20 protein-coding genes and 1 tRNA gene are annotated in these 14,466 nt (G+C 39.1%); 18 read left to right on the top strand and 3 right to left on the bottom strand.

What is annotated here, in order from left to right; all coding sequences use genetic code 11:
* Nucleotides 1-28 precede the first annotated feature (28 nt).
* The 3 genes from VJ09_RS14755 (at nt 29) to VJ09_RS14765 (ending at nt 1,799) form a co-directional block, all read left to right on the top strand.
* Nucleotides 29-628: a YhcN/YlaJ family sporulation lipoprotein gene (locus tag VJ09_RS14755; RefSeq protein WP_044642405.1), complete on the top strand. Its 600-nt coding sequence runs from the start codon at nt 29-31 to the stop codon at nt 626-628.
* Between the two features lie 84 nt (nt 629-712).
* Complete coding sequence (locus VJ09_RS14760) at nt 713-1,030, top strand: DivIVA domain-containing protein (RefSeq protein ID WP_052807430.1); 318 nt, start codon at nt 713-715, stop codon at nt 1,028-1,030.
* A gap of 127 nt (nt 1,031-1,157) precedes the next feature.
* Complete coding sequence (locus VJ09_RS14765) at nt 1,158-1,799, top strand: O-methyltransferase (RefSeq protein ID WP_044642406.1); 642 nt, start codon at nt 1,158-1,160, stop codon at nt 1,797-1,799.
* Between the two features lie 57 nt (nt 1,800-1,856).
* On the opposite strand, the gene VJ09_RS14770 is transcribed toward VJ09_RS14765, so the two are convergent.
* The gene (locus VJ09_RS14770) at nt 1,857-2,108 is read right to left on the bottom strand and encodes a PGPGW domain-containing protein (RefSeq protein ID WP_044642407.1); all 252 of its coding nucleotides are present in this window, start codon (nt 2,106-2,108) and stop codon (nt 1,857-1,859) included.
* Between the two features lie 268 nt (nt 2,109-2,376).
* On the opposite strand from VJ09_RS14770, the gene VJ09_RS14775 reads away from it, so the two are divergent.
* Nucleotides 2,377-2,901, top strand: a complete 525-nt coding sequence (locus VJ09_RS14775; RefSeq protein WP_044642408.1) for a DUF6042 family protein — start codon at nt 2,377-2,379, stop codon at nt 2,899-2,901.
* 71 nt (nt 2,902-2,972) lie between these two features.
* Here the strand turns inward: VJ09_RS14775 and VJ09_RS14780 are convergent, their stop codons facing one another.
* A complete protein-coding gene (locus VJ09_RS14780) occupies nt 2,973-3,539 on the bottom strand; it encodes a beta-class carbonic anhydrase (protein WP_044642409.1) in 567 nt (188 codons plus the stop codon).
* 198 nt (nt 3,540-3,737) lie between these two features.
* Here VJ09_RS14780 and msrA point away from each other — a divergent pair, with 198 nt between their 5' ends.
* The 4 genes from msrA to VJ09_RS14800 all read left to right on the top strand — a co-directional run bounded on the left by msrA (nt 3,738) and on the right by VJ09_RS14800 (nt 7,436).
* The gene (gene msrA / locus VJ09_RS14785) at nt 3,738-4,208 is read left to right on the top strand and encodes a peptide-methionine (S)-S-oxide reductase MsrA (protein ID WP_044642410.1); all 471 of its coding nucleotides are present in this window, start codon (nt 3,738-3,740) and stop codon (nt 4,206-4,208) included.
* Between the two features lie 114 nt (nt 4,209-4,322).
* Entirely contained in the window at nt 4,323-5,486 is a 1,164-nt protein-coding gene (locus tag VJ09_RS14790) for a cysteine desulfurase family protein (RefSeq protein WP_044642411.1), read from the top strand.
* On the top strand, nt 5,483-6,676 hold the full coding sequence (thiI, locus tag VJ09_RS14795; RefSeq protein WP_044642412.1) for a tRNA uracil 4-sulfurtransferase ThiI: 1,194 nt from the start codon (nt 5,483-5,485) through the stop codon (nt 6,674-6,676). The genes VJ09_RS14790 and thiI overlap by 4 nt, the downstream gene beginning before the upstream one ends.
* Before the next feature lie 88 nt (nt 6,677-6,764).
* Nucleotides 6,765-7,436 (top strand): TerC family protein, encoded by a 672-nt coding sequence (locus tag VJ09_RS14800; protein WP_044642413.1) that lies wholly within the window; start codon nt 6,765-6,767, stop codon nt 7,434-7,436.
* Between the two features lie 46 nt (nt 7,437-7,482).
* On the opposite strand, the gene VJ09_RS14805 is transcribed toward VJ09_RS14800, so the two are convergent.
* Nucleotides 7,483-7,554: transfer RNA gene (locus VJ09_RS14805), tRNA-Gln, on the bottom strand.
* A 168-nt stretch (nt 7,555-7,722) separates the two neighbouring features.
* Here VJ09_RS14805 and VJ09_RS14810 point away from each other — a divergent pair.
* From VJ09_RS14810 to VJ09_RS14855, 10 genes are all read left to right on the top strand, one after another.
* Nucleotides 7,723-8,832 (top strand): GspE/PulE family protein, encoded by a 1,110-nt coding sequence (locus VJ09_RS14810; protein ID WP_052807431.1) that lies wholly within the window; start codon nt 7,723-7,725, stop codon nt 8,830-8,832.
* Nucleotides 8,792-9,832 carry a type II secretion system F family protein gene (locus VJ09_RS14815; protein ID WP_044642414.1) on the top strand — a complete coding sequence of 347 codons (1,041 nt, stop codon included), beginning with the start codon at nt 8,792-8,794 and terminating at the stop codon, nt 9,830-9,832. Before VJ09_RS14810 ends, VJ09_RS14815 begins: the two co-directional genes overlap by 41 nt.
* A gap of 12 nt (nt 9,833-9,844) precedes the next feature.
* Nucleotides 9,845-10,192 carry a competence type IV pilus major pilin ComGC gene (gene comGC, locus VJ09_RS14820; RefSeq protein ID WP_052807432.1) on the top strand — a complete coding sequence of 116 codons (348 nt, stop codon included), beginning with the start codon at nt 9,845-9,847 and terminating at the stop codon, nt 10,190-10,192.
* On the top strand, nt 10,143-10,619 hold the full coding sequence (locus tag VJ09_RS14825) for a hypothetical protein (protein ID WP_147635525.1): 477 nt from the start codon (nt 10,143-10,145) through the stop codon (nt 10,617-10,619). The genes comGC and VJ09_RS14825 overlap by 50 nt, the downstream gene beginning before the upstream one ends.
* Nucleotides 10,616-11,026 carry a prepilin-type N-terminal cleavage/methylation domain-containing protein gene (locus VJ09_RS14830; protein ID WP_044642416.1) on the top strand — a complete coding sequence of 137 codons (411 nt, stop codon included), beginning with the start codon at nt 10,616-10,618 and terminating at the stop codon, nt 11,024-11,026. The genes VJ09_RS14825 and VJ09_RS14830 overlap by 4 nt, the downstream gene beginning before the upstream one ends.
* A gap of 436 nt (nt 11,027-11,462) precedes the next feature.
* Nucleotides 11,463-11,819 (top strand): hypothetical protein, encoded by a 357-nt coding sequence (locus VJ09_RS14835; RefSeq protein ID WP_044642417.1) that lies wholly within the window; start codon nt 11,463-11,465, stop codon nt 11,817-11,819.
* A 27-nt stretch (nt 11,820-11,846) separates the two neighbouring features.
* Nucleotides 11,847-12,374 (top strand): shikimate kinase, encoded by a 528-nt coding sequence (locus tag VJ09_RS14840; protein ID WP_044642418.1) that lies wholly within the window; start codon nt 11,847-11,849, stop codon nt 12,372-12,374.
* 40 nt (nt 12,375-12,414) lie between these two features.
* Entirely contained in the window at nt 12,415-12,630 is a 216-nt protein-coding gene (locus tag VJ09_RS14845) for a YqzE family protein (RefSeq protein ID WP_044642419.1), read from the top strand.
* 212 nt (nt 12,631-12,842) lie between these two features.
* Nucleotides 12,843-13,940, top strand: a complete 1,098-nt coding sequence (gene ispG, locus VJ09_RS14850; RefSeq protein ID WP_044642420.1) for a flavodoxin-dependent (E)-4-hydroxy-3-methylbut-2-enyl-diphosphate synthase — start codon at nt 12,843-12,845, stop codon at nt 13,938-13,940.
* Between the two features lie 228 nt (nt 13,941-14,168).
* Complete coding sequence (locus VJ09_RS14855; protein WP_044642421.1) at nt 14,169-14,387, top strand: DUF378 domain-containing protein; 219 nt, start codon at nt 14,169-14,171, stop codon at nt 14,385-14,387.
* Nucleotides 14,388-14,466: the final 79 nt, after the last annotated feature.

Raw genomic sequence — 14,466 nt, forward strand, 5'->3', positions numbered from 1 at the left:
ACAAAACAAGATAGAAGGGGTTTAGAAGATGAAAGGGAAAAAATGGCTAGTTCCATTTGGGGTAGTATCTATTTTGACGATTGGAACATTAGGATGTGCGGTAGATAATAATAACAACGAGACTGGCATGGGACAGAATAACCGATACCCAGAAACGACTCGTGTACGTAATGTTACACCTGTTCCTCCTACCGATCCAGATCCTACAACTCCCATGGATCGAAATGACGATGGTCAAATAAATAATGGTGGAATAGATAATGATCGTACAAATAATGACCGAATAATGAATTACCGAGCATCAGATCGAGCGGCAGAAGCGTTGACTAAAATGAAAGGTGTAAAAAGCGCAACTGTTTTTATTTATCGAGAGACTGCTTATGTAGGGGCAACAGTAGATCCAGCACAATCAAAAACTCGTAGTATGGATCGCAAGATGAAACAGAGTATGCTACAGCAAGTAAAAAAAGTGGAGCCTGATGTCAAATCAGTCTATGTCTCCACTGCACCTAGCTTTGTAACGGAACTGGAGAAAGTGAATAATGATATTCGTGCTGGTAGACCAATAACTAATTTAGATGAACGAATCCAAAACTTGATTTCGAGTACATTCCCAGGCAATCCTTAAGAAATCCTCGGCGTCCGTGATAGGCATTACGGGCGCTTTTTTATATAATAGATAGGAAAATAGGTGAGAAAGGAGTCTCCCCCTGTGAAAAGACTAACCCCAATGGAAATTTTCGAAAAAGATTTTAAGACTGCGATGCGTGGTTACGATAAAGAAGAAGTAAACGAATTTTTGGATCGCATCATTCAAAGCTATGAAGATATCATTCAAGAGAATGAACGCCTCAAAGATGAATTATCAGCTATGTCCAAAGGAGGATTTAAAAAAGCTCCTACTAGTGCAGGAGTTGCTCCTAATAGTGCAGGCGTCGCTCCTGCTATCGACCTTAGTGAATATGATGCTGTTATCAATGAAATGTTAGATCGAATTGAGCGACTAGAAAGAATGGTCAAACCTAGATAGTAAATAGCTTGGTGATGTACATATATAATTCTGATATGCCAATACCAAGAACAGCACCCAAGCCAAAAAGCCCCGCTTATCGGGGTTTTTTGGCTTGGGTGATCAAAATAGTGAGGAGTGACGAATAATGGAGAGAAAACAGGTCCAATCATACTTGCAAGCGCTCTTTGTGGAAGAATTAGCTGGGCAACAAAATGTTCCAGAGCGTTTGGCTAAACATGGTCTACCTCAAATATCGGTACCAAAGGAGGTAGGCAAACTTTTATATCTATTAGTGAAAATATCTGGTAGTAAGCGGATTTTGGAAATTGGAGCACTTGGAGGATATAGTACTACATGGCTAGCTCGTGCTTTACCAGAAAAAGGAAGCATTCTTTCGTTAGAGTTAAAAGAAGAACATATTCAACTAGCTAAACAGACCGTAGAGGATTGTAATTTGTCATCAAAAGTGAATTTTCGATCAGGAGATGCTGGGGAGAACTTAGCATATTTAAGAGATCAAGGTGAGAAGTTTGACTTTGTTTTTATTGATGCAGATAAGCCAAATTATCTAAAATACCTTCAGATGGCGTTAGAAATAACGAATCCAGGGGCGTTGCTAGTTACTGATAACTTATTGCTAAATGGTCGGATATTTAATGATGAGGATCAAAACCCCTCAGCAGTCTCCGTTCGTATGGTAAATAAATGGTTAGCAGAAGAACCTAGAGTAGAAAGTCTTCTGCTTCCTATTGGAGATGGAGTAGGATTAGCTCGAGTGAAAGAATAGAGTAATAACTTAGTGATAAGTAACGAAAACGTCCCTTAAATGTAGGGACGTTTTCGTTTACTTGTTTGCTATTAGTTTTAGTTTTATCATTAATTTATCGGATTGCTTAGCCAGTTTGGGATGTTTGGCACGAAATTTCTCTAGCAAACGATGAGCCCAAGGAGTAGTTTTAGATAAAATAGCTAATCCGATTAGAAGAAACAGAATCCCTTGTAAAAAAGGAAGAAACAACCCTAATACTCCTAAAACCAAAAAACTATATCCTAAAATCGTTAACCAGATTTTTTTTCGAGTCGTAAGTTTTTTCATCAACTCATCCTTTCTGTCAGTTGATATTACATAGAAGGTGGATAAGTCGTAATCGGAAAAAACGGTGATCTTATCTAACCTACAGTTTTCTAGCAGTGAGATAAGATGTGCTTTGTTTGATATGTAGTATATCGTGATTGTTTAAATGAATTCAAGTTACTTATCGGAAAGAAAATGAAAAAATGATTTCGTTTTCATTTCTATATGTAATGATGTTAGATTATTATATTTATAAGCTATATATAAATGGGATACAAAGGATGGTTTCATGGGTTTTGTTGTAACATTATTGACCACCACTGTGATAAAAGAAGAACACCTCCGCATCCCACCGGATTTTTTTTATAATGCATGGAATCTTTTGTTACCACAAGGAACTTTATCAGTCCTCCTAAGTGTTATGGCATATGTTCGACAAGGATTAGACAAAGAGGAAATATACGAGGTTATGACAGAAGAAGCTGACTTATTGGAGTTACATCCTTTTTCTTTTATAGCCACTCCAGCATTTCAGACACCAGAAGAAAAGCATCACTACACACAGAGATTGAATCGCGAAACCGAAGTGAGAAAAGTATTGGAGCTTTCTGGTTTTCGTTATCCAAGAAATATACAAGACAGTATTACATTACTGATTAAATTTGGGATTCTAATTGAAGTAGAATTGGATCAACGAGAGAAGATTTATCTAGATATGATCTTACATCCGTTTCCCAGACCAGAGGAATATCTCACACTAGATGAGCAAAAACTTGAGGAAATACAGTATGGGCGAATCTATCGGTGGTATTGAAATAACAAAATCATTTTTTGAAAAATAAAATGAAGGACTTCTTGTAAAAAGAGATCCTTCATTTTATTTCTTTATATTTTACTGTATCCTTCATCGACCACATCAAGTTTGCCTGTCGTAGGGTTGATCACTAAACCGTGAACAGGAATTTTTGGGATAAGGGGATGATTTCTAATCAAATTTACACTACCTTTAATACTTTCTGATACATCATCAAAACCTTGGAGCCATTTTTCAATATCGAGACCAGAATTTTCTAATATAGAAATGGTTTGTTCTTCGATTCCTCGTTCCAAGAAGTGTTTCTTTATCTTTTTGGGATCCACACTGCTCATACCACAGTCATGATGTCCAACAACCAGAACTTCCTCTGCACCTAGTTCATAGATGGCTATAATAATACTACGCATGATCCCACCAAAAGCTGTTGAAACAACGGCACCAGCTGATTTAAGAATCTTTACATCCCCATTTTTAACATTCATACTAGCTGGCAAAAGCTCGATCAGTCTTGTATCCATACAAGTAAGGATAACTAACTTTTTATTAGGATATTTGGAGGTTAAATAGGGCTCATATTCTTTTTGTTCTACAAAAGTACGGTTGTAACTTATGATATCATCTAATAATTTTTTCATTACTCTTCTCCTTTATCCTAAGTTCATTTCTGTTCTCTATATTTTACTTTTCCTTCGTTCTCTTTAGCAACAGCTTTAATTGAAAGAGAGTTAAATGTATTATAGGGGAATATAATAGAGATATCCAATTCTCACTTTGAGATACTTGTCACGATTTTAGCGAAAGTAGTACCATAGATAGATAAGGGGGGTATTCCGATGGAAAAAGCAACTTTTGGTGCAGGATGTTTTTGGGGTGTTGAAGAGACGTTCCGTAAAATTCCAGGCGTAATAGATACTACAGTAGGTTATATGGGTGGAAATTCGGAAAAGCCTACTTATGAAGAAGTATGTACGGATCGTACAGGGCATGCAGAAGTGGTAGAAATTGTCTATGATTCTTCAAAGGTTTCTTACAATGATCTGCTTCAGGTGTTTTGGGAGAATCATAATCCTACTACCTTAAATCGCCAAGGAGTCGATGTGGGAACGCAATACCGCTCTGCCATTTTTTATCATAGTGAAGAACAACAAGAATTAGCAACGAAATCCAAGCAAGAACTCAATAATTCAGGCCGATGGAAAAATCCTGTGGTCACGGAAATTACCCCTGCCTCTAATTTCTGGAGGGCAGAAGAGTACCATCAGCGTTATTTACAAAAAAGAGGACAAGATTCCTGCCATATTTGAAACAATATTAGAGCCGAATTTTTGATAGACTCTTACGAGGGTCTATCTTTTTTTGGGAATAACAAAACATGATATACTTTGAAAAAAGCACCAGTTAGAAAGGAGTCCCTACCGTTGCTTTATCTTGATAATAGTGCGACCACTCCTGTCTATCCTGAAGTAATTGAGGTAATGGCAGATGTGATGAAAAACCACTTCGGAAATCCTTCTAGTTTGCACGGTTTAGGGGTAAAAGCGGAGCGCCTTGTTGAACAATCGCGAAAAGTGATAGCACAAGCGATGAAAGCTTCACCCGAGGAGATTTTTTTTACTTCTGGTGGAACAGAATCGGATAATCTCGCCATTATGGGAGCGGCAAGAGCTTATCAAAATCGAGGAAAACATTTGATTACCTCTGAGGTTGAACACCCTGCTGTATATGAAGTGATGGAACAGTTACAACAAGAAGGATTTGAAATCACTTTTTTACCAGTAGACAATAAAGGGAAAGTGAAGATAGAAGAATTAAAAAAAGCAATTCGGGAAGATACAATTATCGTCTCGATCATGCATGTTAACAATGAAGTAGGAACCATACAACCTATTGAGGAAATTGGGAGGTTGTTGTCTACCTATCCCAAAATTCTTTTTCATGTGGATGCAGTACAATCTTTTGGAAAACTGCCTATCTCCGTAAGAGAATTGGGAGTAGATCTCTGTTCCGTCTCCGCACATAAATTACATGGTCCAAAAGGAATAGGTGCTCTTTATGTTCGCAAAGGGGTTCAATTAGAACCAATACTGCGAGGTGGAGGTCAAGAACGGAATTTGCGCTCTGGTACTCACAATGTGTCGGCTATAGCTGGTTTTGCCAAAGCGGTTCTCATGTCGCTGAAATTACAAAAAAACAAGATGACGCAATTTACAGAGTGGAAAAGAAAGTTAGTAGAAGAGATCGAAGAACATCTTCCTTTTGCACAAATTGTAGGTGATACTTCATTAAATGAATCGGTTCCATACCTGTTGAATATCTCATTCCCTGGGTTTAAATCAGAGGTTATCGTACATGCTTTAGAAGAACAAGAGATTTATGTATCAAGTAAATCTGCGTGTTCTTCTAAAATAGAGAAACCAAGCAGAGTGTTGCTTGCAATGGGTTGCTCCAATGAGGTAGCAGTATCCGCCATCCGATTGAGTCTAGGATATTTATCGCAAAAAGAGGATTTTCCAAAGGCATTTCAAGCATTACAGAAGATTATTCCGACTTTACAACAAGTGATGAAGGTGCAAACAAGATGACAGAAAAAGTAATTGTTCTCCGTTTTGGAGAATTAACCTTAAAAGGGAAAAATCAAAAACATTTTGTCGCCCAATTAGTGCGTAATATTAAACAGAAGTTGATTGAGTTTCCAGCTTTGACATACACCAAAGACCATGGGCGAATGCTAATTGAACTCCATTCCCAAGATGCAGAACCAGTTATGGAGGGGCTCCAAGAAGTTTTTGGGCTACATGCATTTACAGTTGCAGAAAAAGTAGTTCCTGAGTTACATGAGATCCAACTAGCTACCAAGAGACTACTGGAACAACACACCAAGGAAGGCGGTACCTTCAAGGTTGAAACCAAGCGAGCTGACAAACGATTTCCGATTGACTCTCAAGAGATGAATCGGAAATTAGGTACCTATTTATTACAGAATTCGGTGAATCGCAAAGTGGATGTTCATCAACCGGATGTCATCATAAAAGTAGAAATTCGGACCCATGGAGCTTATATTTCCGGGAATGATACACATGGACCAGGTGGTTTGCCAGTAGGAACTAGTGGAAAATCGCTTCTGTTATTATCGGGTGGGATCGATAGTCCAGTAGCAGGTTATTTAGCTTTAAAGCGTGGTGTGAAATTAGAAGCGATACATTTTCATAGTTATCCTTTTACCAGTGAACGCGCCAAACAAAAGGTTCTGGATCTTGCAAAACACTTAGCCAAGTATGGTACCTCGGTCAAAGTTCATGTAGTTCCTTTCACTGAGATTCAAACAGAGATTAACCGACACTGTTATGATGCATATTCTGTTACGATCATGAGACGAATGATGCTTCGTATTGCTGAAGCAGTAGCGCGAAAACGGAATGCACTCACTTTGGTAACAGGGGAGAGTTTGGGTCAAGTAGCTTCGCAGACGATGGAAAGTATGAATACGATTAATGCAGTAACGAATTATCCCATTTTGCGTCCAGTAGTTACCATGGATAAGACAGAGATTATGGAAGTTGCTCGGCGAATTGGCACGTATGAGACATCCATTTTGCCATATGAGGATTGTTGTACGATCTTTTTGCCAAAGAATCCTAAGACACGACCTACAATTGAAAGTTGCGAGAAGCAAGAAGCCAAATTTGATTGGGAACCTTTAGTAGTCCAAGCAGTAGAGAATATCGAGACAATTGAGTGCAAACAGGAAGAAGAGGAGTTCCACTATTTCTAAAGTGGCTCCTATTTATTTTGTCTGGGTATTACTTCCTGTTAGCGACATAAAATAGGACAAGAAGTACGGGAAAGGAGTTTCTCTCGTGATGGAATGGAGCCAGTTTCTTGGGATATTCAATATTATTATTATTGATCTTATTTTAAGTGGAGATAACGCTGTCGTAATTGGGATGGCTGCTAGAAGTTTGCCAGTTGAACAGAGGAAAAAAGCAATTATGTTTGGTGCAGGCGCTGCGATCGTGCTTCGAGCTTCCCTTACGATGATTGCTACTTGGCTACTTCATATCCCATTACTTATGACGATAGGTGGTTTGTTGTTATTATGGATTGCCGTCAAATTACAGCAAGATGAAGAAGGACCAGAAGTACAAGCTGGAACAGATTTACGAAGTGCCATTAAGACTATTATCGTGGCAGATGTCGTGATGAGTTTGGACAATGTACTCGCTGTTGCAGGAGTAGCGTTAGGCGACCTTTGGCTAGTGTTATTTGGACTGGTGTTCAGTATCCCGATCATCATGTGGGGAAGCGGTCTCATCGCCAAATTATTGAACAAGTTTCCTTGGTTTGTCTTTTTAGGAGCCGCTATATTAGGATACACTTCAGGAGAACTGATAACGGAGGATCGAGTGTTAGCTCATTATTTGATCCAAGGGCAACCTTTATTAGAAAAAGGAATTCCGATCTTGCTAGCGATTGGTGTGGTATTAGTAGGATTTGTTCTTCGCAATCGACACAATAAACAACATTTAACATAAAAAAGTAGCCTTCGTTAAATAAACGAAGGCTACTTTTTTTAAGTAACTGGGGAAGTAGGGATCGAACCTACGAATCACGGAGTCAAAGTCCGTTGCCTTACCGCTTGGCTATTCCCCATCAACTTAATACTATTTTGTTCCTAATCACCGAATATATTCTGTCAAATTTTGTATTCTTTAGGAGGGTTTTCACTAAATTGGTCGAAAAATCTTATGATAGAAACGTTTGTTTGGATTATGATATAGATTCCTAATAGTGGTGTTTATAGTGGAAAGGAGTAAGATTTTGGATGTTATAGCTTATGTAAATCAAATGATAGAATGTGCAGTTAGGAAAGAGGCTAGTGATATACATATTGAACCCATTCGAGATTCGGTTCGGATTCGTCATCGAATCGATGGATACTTAATCGAAGTGGATCAACTGTCTCGGCAAGAGGAACCTGCACTTCTGTCTCGTTTGAAAGTAATGGGAAATTTGGATATTGGAGAACGAAGAAAGCCGCAAGATGGAGCCATGTCGATCGAAGCTCATGGTCAGCAACTAGAGATTCGGTTTTCAACGATTCCTACTCTCCATGGAGAAAAAATGGTATTACGGCTCTTGTATCAGAAAGAGAAATATCTGGGACTATCCGATCTAGGAATGACAGAAAAACAAACAAAGCAGATGAGCAGATTGATGCAGCAATCTGGATTAATAGTAGTTACTGGTCCAACTGGATCTGGGAAAACGACGAGTTTGTATGCACTTCTTCATCAATTAAACACTCCTGATGTGAACATAGTTACATTAGAAGATCCGATTGAGTTGCAAATCCCAGGAGTGAATCAAGTACAAGTAGGGAGCAAATTTGGGCTATCATTTGCCCAAGGTCTACGGGCTATTTTACGACAAGATCCAAACATCATCATGATTGGGGAGATTCGAGACTCTGAAACAGCTGAGAATGCGATTGGCGCAGCATTGACAGGACATTTAGTTTTAACAACCCTTCATACACAAGATAGTGCTAGTGCCATTACAAGGCTATTAGATATGGGGATTGCGCCTTACTTAGTTGCTGCAGCTTGTAAAGGGGTCTTAACTCAGCGTTTGGTACGCACTTATTGTTCCTATTGTCAAGGCAGTGGCTGTGATTCTTGCCATCTAACAGGATATCAGGGACGAATAGGAGTGTTTGAAATTTTGGAAATAGAAGAAACCATCCGACAACTAATTTTAGAACGTGCTTCCGTAGATAAAGTGCGTTCCACTTACCATCAGTTGGGTATTTCTACTCTTGTGGATCGTTTGTTTCAGTTGGTTGATCAAAAAATAACTTCTCTAGAAGAAGTGTATCGGGTGTTGCCTTATGAGCCAAAAAAAGAAATATCGTATTCGTTGGACAGATAATCAGGTCTATTCTTTCTGTTTTCAGTTGAGCGATTTACTGGGAAGTGGCTTACCCTTGTTATCAAGTTTAGAGGTTTTAGAACAGCAAAGGGACTTTCCAATAAAGTGGCTTCATCAGATCAAAATAGGAGTTCAAAGAGGGGAACGACTATCTGAAACACTTCGAAAGGTATGTTTTCCAGCGGAAGCCATTGCTTTTATTGCTGCTGCTGAAGAACATGGCAGTTATGCTTGGGGATGTCAACAAACAGCGCAAGTCTATCAGACTAAAATGGCCTTTCAAGAGGAGATCCAAAAAGCAATTCGTTATCCTATTTTGGTATTAATCGTCATTACCATTGCCCTAATTTTTTTGCATCAGCTGATTGTCCCACGTTTTGAAAGCTTGTATCAATCGTTAGATGTCTCCTTACCTTGGTTTACCCAAATAGTTTTTCCCATTAGCCTTATCAGTTGTTTTTTGTTTGGTTGTGGGCTTGGAGTGATCTTATTCCTCGTTTATGGGAAAGCGTTATGGATGAGGATGGATTGGATTTTGCGACTTCTCTTTCGAATTCCTATGATCAAGACGATTCTTCCTTTACGCTATGGTCACTATTTCTCGTTACAATTAGGTGCTTTCCTAAAAGCGGGTATTCCTGTTGTACAAGCACTCCAGATATTAGAGAGACTAACCCCTTGGTATCCAATAAAGAAAAACATAACAGTCCTCTTGCAATATCTACTAAAAGGAGAGTCTCTTACTAATAGTTTTCAAAAGGTGCCATATCCATTTTTTGACTCTGTCCTACACTCATTTTTATCCATTGCAGAACAGACAGGTGAAACAGCAAAAGGCTTGGAACGATATGCGGATCTATCGAAAAAAAGGCTAAGCCGATACTTAGAAAAAACGATGAAGCGATTGGAACCTACTTTGATTCTTCTGTTGGGTTTGTTAGTTGGAGGAATTGTATTAGCGCTATTTTTGCCAATGTTCCAATTAATCCAAGTGATATGAGGAGGTTTTATAGTGAAACAACAATTTTTTTCACAAAAAAGAAGAGGAGAAGAAGGATTTACACTAGTTGAGATGTTAGTGGTGCTCTTTATTATTGGACTGATCCTTGCTATTGCAATTCCCAATCTTCAAGCAGCGGGAGAGAATGCCAAGAAAAAAGCGGATGAAGCTAACAGGAAGTTGATTTCGACTCAAGCGGATCATTATTACTTAGAGAATGGACAGTATCCAAAATCAGTAGAAGAATTAGTCACCAAAAAATATCTTCGCTCTGTTCCGACATGTCCTACAGGGAAAGGAGTTTATGTGATTGACACAAAACCAGAAACGGCTCCAGACAAGAGGGTTCGTTGTCCATAAGGAGTTAGGCTTTACTTTCATAGAAACCATACTCACGTTGTTTCTTCTTAGTTTGTTAACATCCATGGCAATTCCGACCATTACGACAGTAGCAACACATCTTGAAATAGGACATATTCGGGAACAGTTGATGCATCAGGTTTCGCTTGCGCAACAAGTAGCATTAAGTCAGGAGAAAAAGGTGACAGTACATTTCTCTTCTGATCAAGTAACATGGGGAACAAATGATCAAAAGCATCGAGTATGGAAACTAGATCCAGATTATCAACTGAAAAGTAACTACCCTAACGGTGTTTTACAGTTCCATACGACAGGACAAAGCCGTGGGGGAACTATATTTCTCTTTCACCAAGGGGCCTTGATAACAACATTGCAAATCCAAGTGGCGTCAGGTCGGGTTACTTGGGAGGAGAGTGATGTACCATGAGTTCAGTCTTATCTAATCCTTTCTATTCTCGGTTAGAGCAAGGATTTAGTCTTTTGGAATGTCTGTGTTCCCTTTTTTTACTGAGTACTTTCTTAGTGTTCATTGTTCCGATATATCAAGAGGTAGAGTTCCTTTCGCAGTCTCAGGTTAAAGAGAAAGAGGCTCGATTGATCCTAGAACGTGAGCTAGTAAGGCTAGAATCTACACAGACAAATACCCGATATGATGTTACCGGTGTTCTACACTTTGCCACTAAGTATCATATTCAAAGTCAGATTACTCCATATCCAGAGGGAAAAGAGGTAAAAATCGAAGTTATATGGAAAGATTCCAAAGGCAATCCGCACAAGATCACTCGAAGCAAACGAGTCGTTCATCCCAGTCAGAGTCAGGCTTTACCTATCTAGAGACTATCTGCTCTTTATTTGTCTTTTTGCTGTTATTAAGCACGATGGTATTATGGTATATAGGGGTCCGAAACGATACCGAAAAGTGGGTAGACCAGAGTCGTATCTTGACTGAGATCTCTTTCATTTAAGATAGCATAAAGAAAGAGTTACAATCTGCAACGAAAGTAGAGATACAGGAGAATGCTATTATTGCCTCCTATTTAACTGGAGCTCAAGTTCGATTTTATTTAAAAGATCATAAACTGATTCGTACAGTTCGACAACCAGATGAAACGTTGTTTCGTGGAACGACTGTTTTATCTAATCAGGTGCAGGAGATGAATCTTCAATTAAACGGAAACAAATTAAGTATGATGCTTACCTTCATTAGCAAAACAGATTCCGATACAAGGCAAGAGTTACTTATTGCCTGGGGAAGCCAGGGGTTGCTGAAATGAGTCGCCAAGCAGGATTTTACTATCCCATTCTTTTAGGATTTGTTAGTTTGATTCTTTTTATATTGTTGGCTCAGCTTTCAGAGCTTCAGCAACGACGAGAACTGGAATGGTGGGAACGTGAACGTTCTGAGGTAACCAATGCAGCAGAATCCGCTTTGGCTAGTTGGCTTATGCAGGGAGGACCCACATCATCAGAAGGTTCGATCAAACAATCATGGGATCGTTTTTCAGTAGAGATACAATGGAATCAAGAAGCGTCCGGAAATACAATTATCCAAGTAACGGCATTTGGGGAACGAAAGGTTCAGAAATCACTAGTTTATCGGTATGTACTTACAGCTCACCCCAAATGAATTTAACGAATGGATAGGTGTCAATCTATGCAAAAGCAGCCTCATCTTTATCTAGTGGGAATGTCAGGAGTAGGAAAATCAACAGTAGGAAATATCCTAACTACTCGCTATCAATACCCTTCAATAGATACTGATCAATATTTAGAAGATATGGAAGAGAAAACGATTGCGGAAATATTTCAGTATGATGGAGAGTTTGTTTTTCGTCGTTTGGAATCTGAGACGTTGTTGGAATTAAGTCAACGACGAATACCACATCTTATTATCACGGGTGGGGGGATGATTCTAGATTCGCAAAATAGACAAATCATGCAGGAAACAGGGAAAGTTATTTATCTCCAGGCAAGTTCTCCCATTCTGAGACAGCGCCTTCTCAATGAAATGGAATGGCAGAAACGGCCGTTATTACAAGAAAATTGGGAGAATAAACTCGAAACGATGTTGGTTAGAAGAGACCCCCTCTATCGAGAAGTAGCAGATTTAGTAGTCAGGACGGATCATCTCACTTCAGAAGAAGTTGTAGAGGAAATACTTCGCAACATTTCTAGGGTTTAGAGAACAGTTACCTCGGTGATGCTAGTGACGAGGTGAAAAAATGTCTTTTAAAGATTGGATCTCGTATATGATCGAGAAAATGTTATGGTATGTGGAAACTCCAAAAGATGAACGAAAGGCGCATCGGCAAGCTCAAAAAGAGCCTTTTATGACAAGATGGTTTGGGATGATTCCTTTTTCTACTAAAATGTACCTAGAAAAACAAAAAGATCGCCTTCAAGGATTGCGTTTGTCGCGTAATAATCGCAATAACTAAAAAGACTCCTCTCCTTTTTTCTTGACCAGATGTGGTATACTTTCCTTTGTAGAATCAAAAGAACATAGAGTAAACAAAACGAAAAATGTCTTGAACCAAAGAAACTTACGTGAGGAGAACGATATATAAATTGAAGTGTTTTCCTCGCGTTTGCTAATAGTTACAGTGTAAACCTACAATTTAACCTCTGAAAGAAAAAAGGAGCGGTTTTCATGTTTCATCGTACAGAGACTCGGCCTGTTAAGGTGGGCAATGTACAGATTGGTGGAAACGATCAAGTAGTTATCCAAAGTATGGCTACTACAAAAACACATGATGTACGAGCAACTGTTGCAGAGATCAATCGTTTAACAGAAGCTGGCTGTCAAATTGTTCGAGTAGCAGTTCCAGACATGCGCGCTGCTGAGGCAATCCCAGAAATCAAAAAGCGTATCACCATTCCTCTAGTGGCAGATATTCATTTTGACTACAAACTGGCACTAAAAGCAATTGAGGGTGGAATCGATAAAATTCGAATCAATCCTGGTAATATCGGAAAACGTGAAAAAGTGGAAGCAGTAGTGAAAGCGGCAAAAGAACGTGGGATTCCAATTCGAATCGGGGTAAATGCTGGTTCATTAGAAAAACGTATTCTAGATAAATATGGATATCCTACAGCGGATGGTATGGTAGAAAGTGCTCTACACCATATTGGGATTCTAGAAGACTTGGATTTCCATGATATTATCGTTTCCATGAAAGCTTCCGATGTCCGTTTAGCAATTGAAGCGTACAAAAAGGCATCTGAGGCATTTAACTATCCACTTCACCTCGGAATTACAGAATCTGGGACTCTTTTCTCTGGTACTGTAAAGAGTGCAGCAGGACTAGGTGCAATCCTTTCTATGGGTATTGGTTCGACAATGCGGATTTCACTCAGTGCAGATCCAGTTGAAGAAGTAAAAGTGGCGAGAGAATTACTCAAATCATTTGGTTTGGCTGCTAATGCTGCTACGTTGATCTCCTGTCCAACTTGTGGTCGTATTGAGATTGATCTGATCAGTATTGCCAATGAAGTAGAAGAATATATTTCCAAAATCCAAGCTCCGATTAAGGTTTCCGTTTTGGGTTGTGCAGTGAATGGTCCTGGGGAAGCGAAAGAAGCAGATATTGGGATTGCAGGTGCTCGTGGTGAAGGACTACTGTTCCGTCATGGAGAGATCATCCGTAAGATTCCTGAAAGTGAAATGGTAGCTGAGCTCAAAAAAGAAATTGACAAGCTAGCAGAGGAACACAAGAGAAAACAAGAAGAAGCAGCAGCTACTGTCTAGAACCCTTTAAAAGACTCTTGATCTAGAGAGGTGCGAGAGCATCTAAAGTCAAAAGCTACGTAAATGTTCTGTGATCAAGATTTGGGTTCAGTAATTCAATTACAAAACCAGTCTTGTCAAAGAATCTCGAAGAGGATACTTCTTTTTGGGATTCTTTTTTCTGTAAGGATATTTTTTTGCTTTCTCCCCATACTATTTTCGAGCCTTTGAAACGAAGGAGGAAGTAGCATGGGAAGAGTCGCATTACTATTAGTGATTATTGGAGCTCTGAACTGGTTACTAGTCGGTGTATTTGGTTTCGACCTAGTGGCTGCGGTTTTTGGTGGAGACGCTACCAGAGAATCCTCAGCATTTAGCCGTATTATTTATACGTTGGTAGGGCTTGCAGGAATCTACTCTATTAAATATCTCTTCGAAAACCGTGAGACATCACGCAATGTAGACTAATAACCATATTTTGATCTAATGAAAAAGCTCCAGTCCTTTCTGGAGCGTTTTTGTTTATAATGTATAGCATTCGTTGTAA

This window comes from Risungbinella massiliensis (assembly GCF_000942395.1).
GTDB classification, from domain to species: Bacteria; Bacillota; Bacilli; order Thermoactinomycetales; family Thermoactinomycetaceae; genus Risungbinella; species Risungbinella massiliensis.

Bases quoted from the DNA above. Each gene is read 5' to 3' on its own strand.
- VJ09_RS14755 (WP_044642405.1), top strand. From the start codon at position 29: ATGAAAGGGAAAAAATGGCTAGTTCCATTTGGGGTAGTATCTATTTTG.
- VJ09_RS14765 (WP_044642406.1), top strand. From the start codon at position 1,158: ATGGAGAGAAAACAGGTCCAATCATACTTGCAAGCGCTCTTTGTGGAA.
- VJ09_RS14770 (WP_044642407.1), bottom strand. From the start codon at position 2,108: ATGAAAAAACTTACGACTCGAAAAAAAATCTGGTTAACGATTTTAGGA.
- VJ09_RS14775 (WP_044642408.1), top strand. From the start codon at position 2,377: ATGGGTTTTGTTGTAACATTATTGACCACCACTGTGATAAAAGAAGAA.
- VJ09_RS14780 (WP_044642409.1), bottom strand. From the start codon at position 3,539: ATGAAAAAATTATTAGATGATATCATAAGTTACAACCGTACTTTTGTA.
- msrA (WP_044642410.1), top strand. From the start codon at position 3,738: ATGGAAAAAGCAACTTTTGGTGCAGGATGTTTTTGGGGTGTTGAAGAG.
- thiI (WP_044642412.1), top strand. From the start codon at position 5,483: ATGACAGAAAAAGTAATTGTTCTCCGTTTTGGAGAATTAACCTTAAAA.
- VJ09_RS14800 (WP_044642413.1), top strand. From the start codon at position 6,765: ATGGAATGGAGCCAGTTTCTTGGGATATTCAATATTATTATTATTGAT.
- VJ09_RS14815 (WP_044642414.1), top strand. From the start codon at position 8,792: ATGAGCCAAAAAAAGAAATATCGTATTCGTTGGACAGATAATCAGGTC.
- VJ09_RS14830 (WP_044642416.1), top strand. From the start codon at position 10,616: ATGAGTTCAGTCTTATCTAATCCTTTCTATTCTCGGTTAGAGCAAGGA.
- VJ09_RS14835 (WP_044642417.1), top strand. From the start codon at position 11,463: ATGAGTCGCCAAGCAGGATTTTACTATCCCATTCTTTTAGGATTTGTT.
- VJ09_RS14840 (WP_044642418.1), top strand. From the start codon at position 11,847: ATGCAAAAGCAGCCTCATCTTTATCTAGTGGGAATGTCAGGAGTAGGA.
- VJ09_RS14845 (WP_044642419.1), top strand. From the start codon at position 12,415: ATGTCTTTTAAAGATTGGATCTCGTATATGATCGAGAAAATGTTATGG.
- ispG (WP_044642420.1), top strand. From the start codon at position 12,843: ATGTTTCATCGTACAGAGACTCGGCCTGTTAAGGTGGGCAATGTACAG.
- VJ09_RS14855 (WP_044642421.1), top strand. From the start codon at position 14,169: ATGGGAAGAGTCGCATTACTATTAGTGATTATTGGAGCTCTGAACTGG.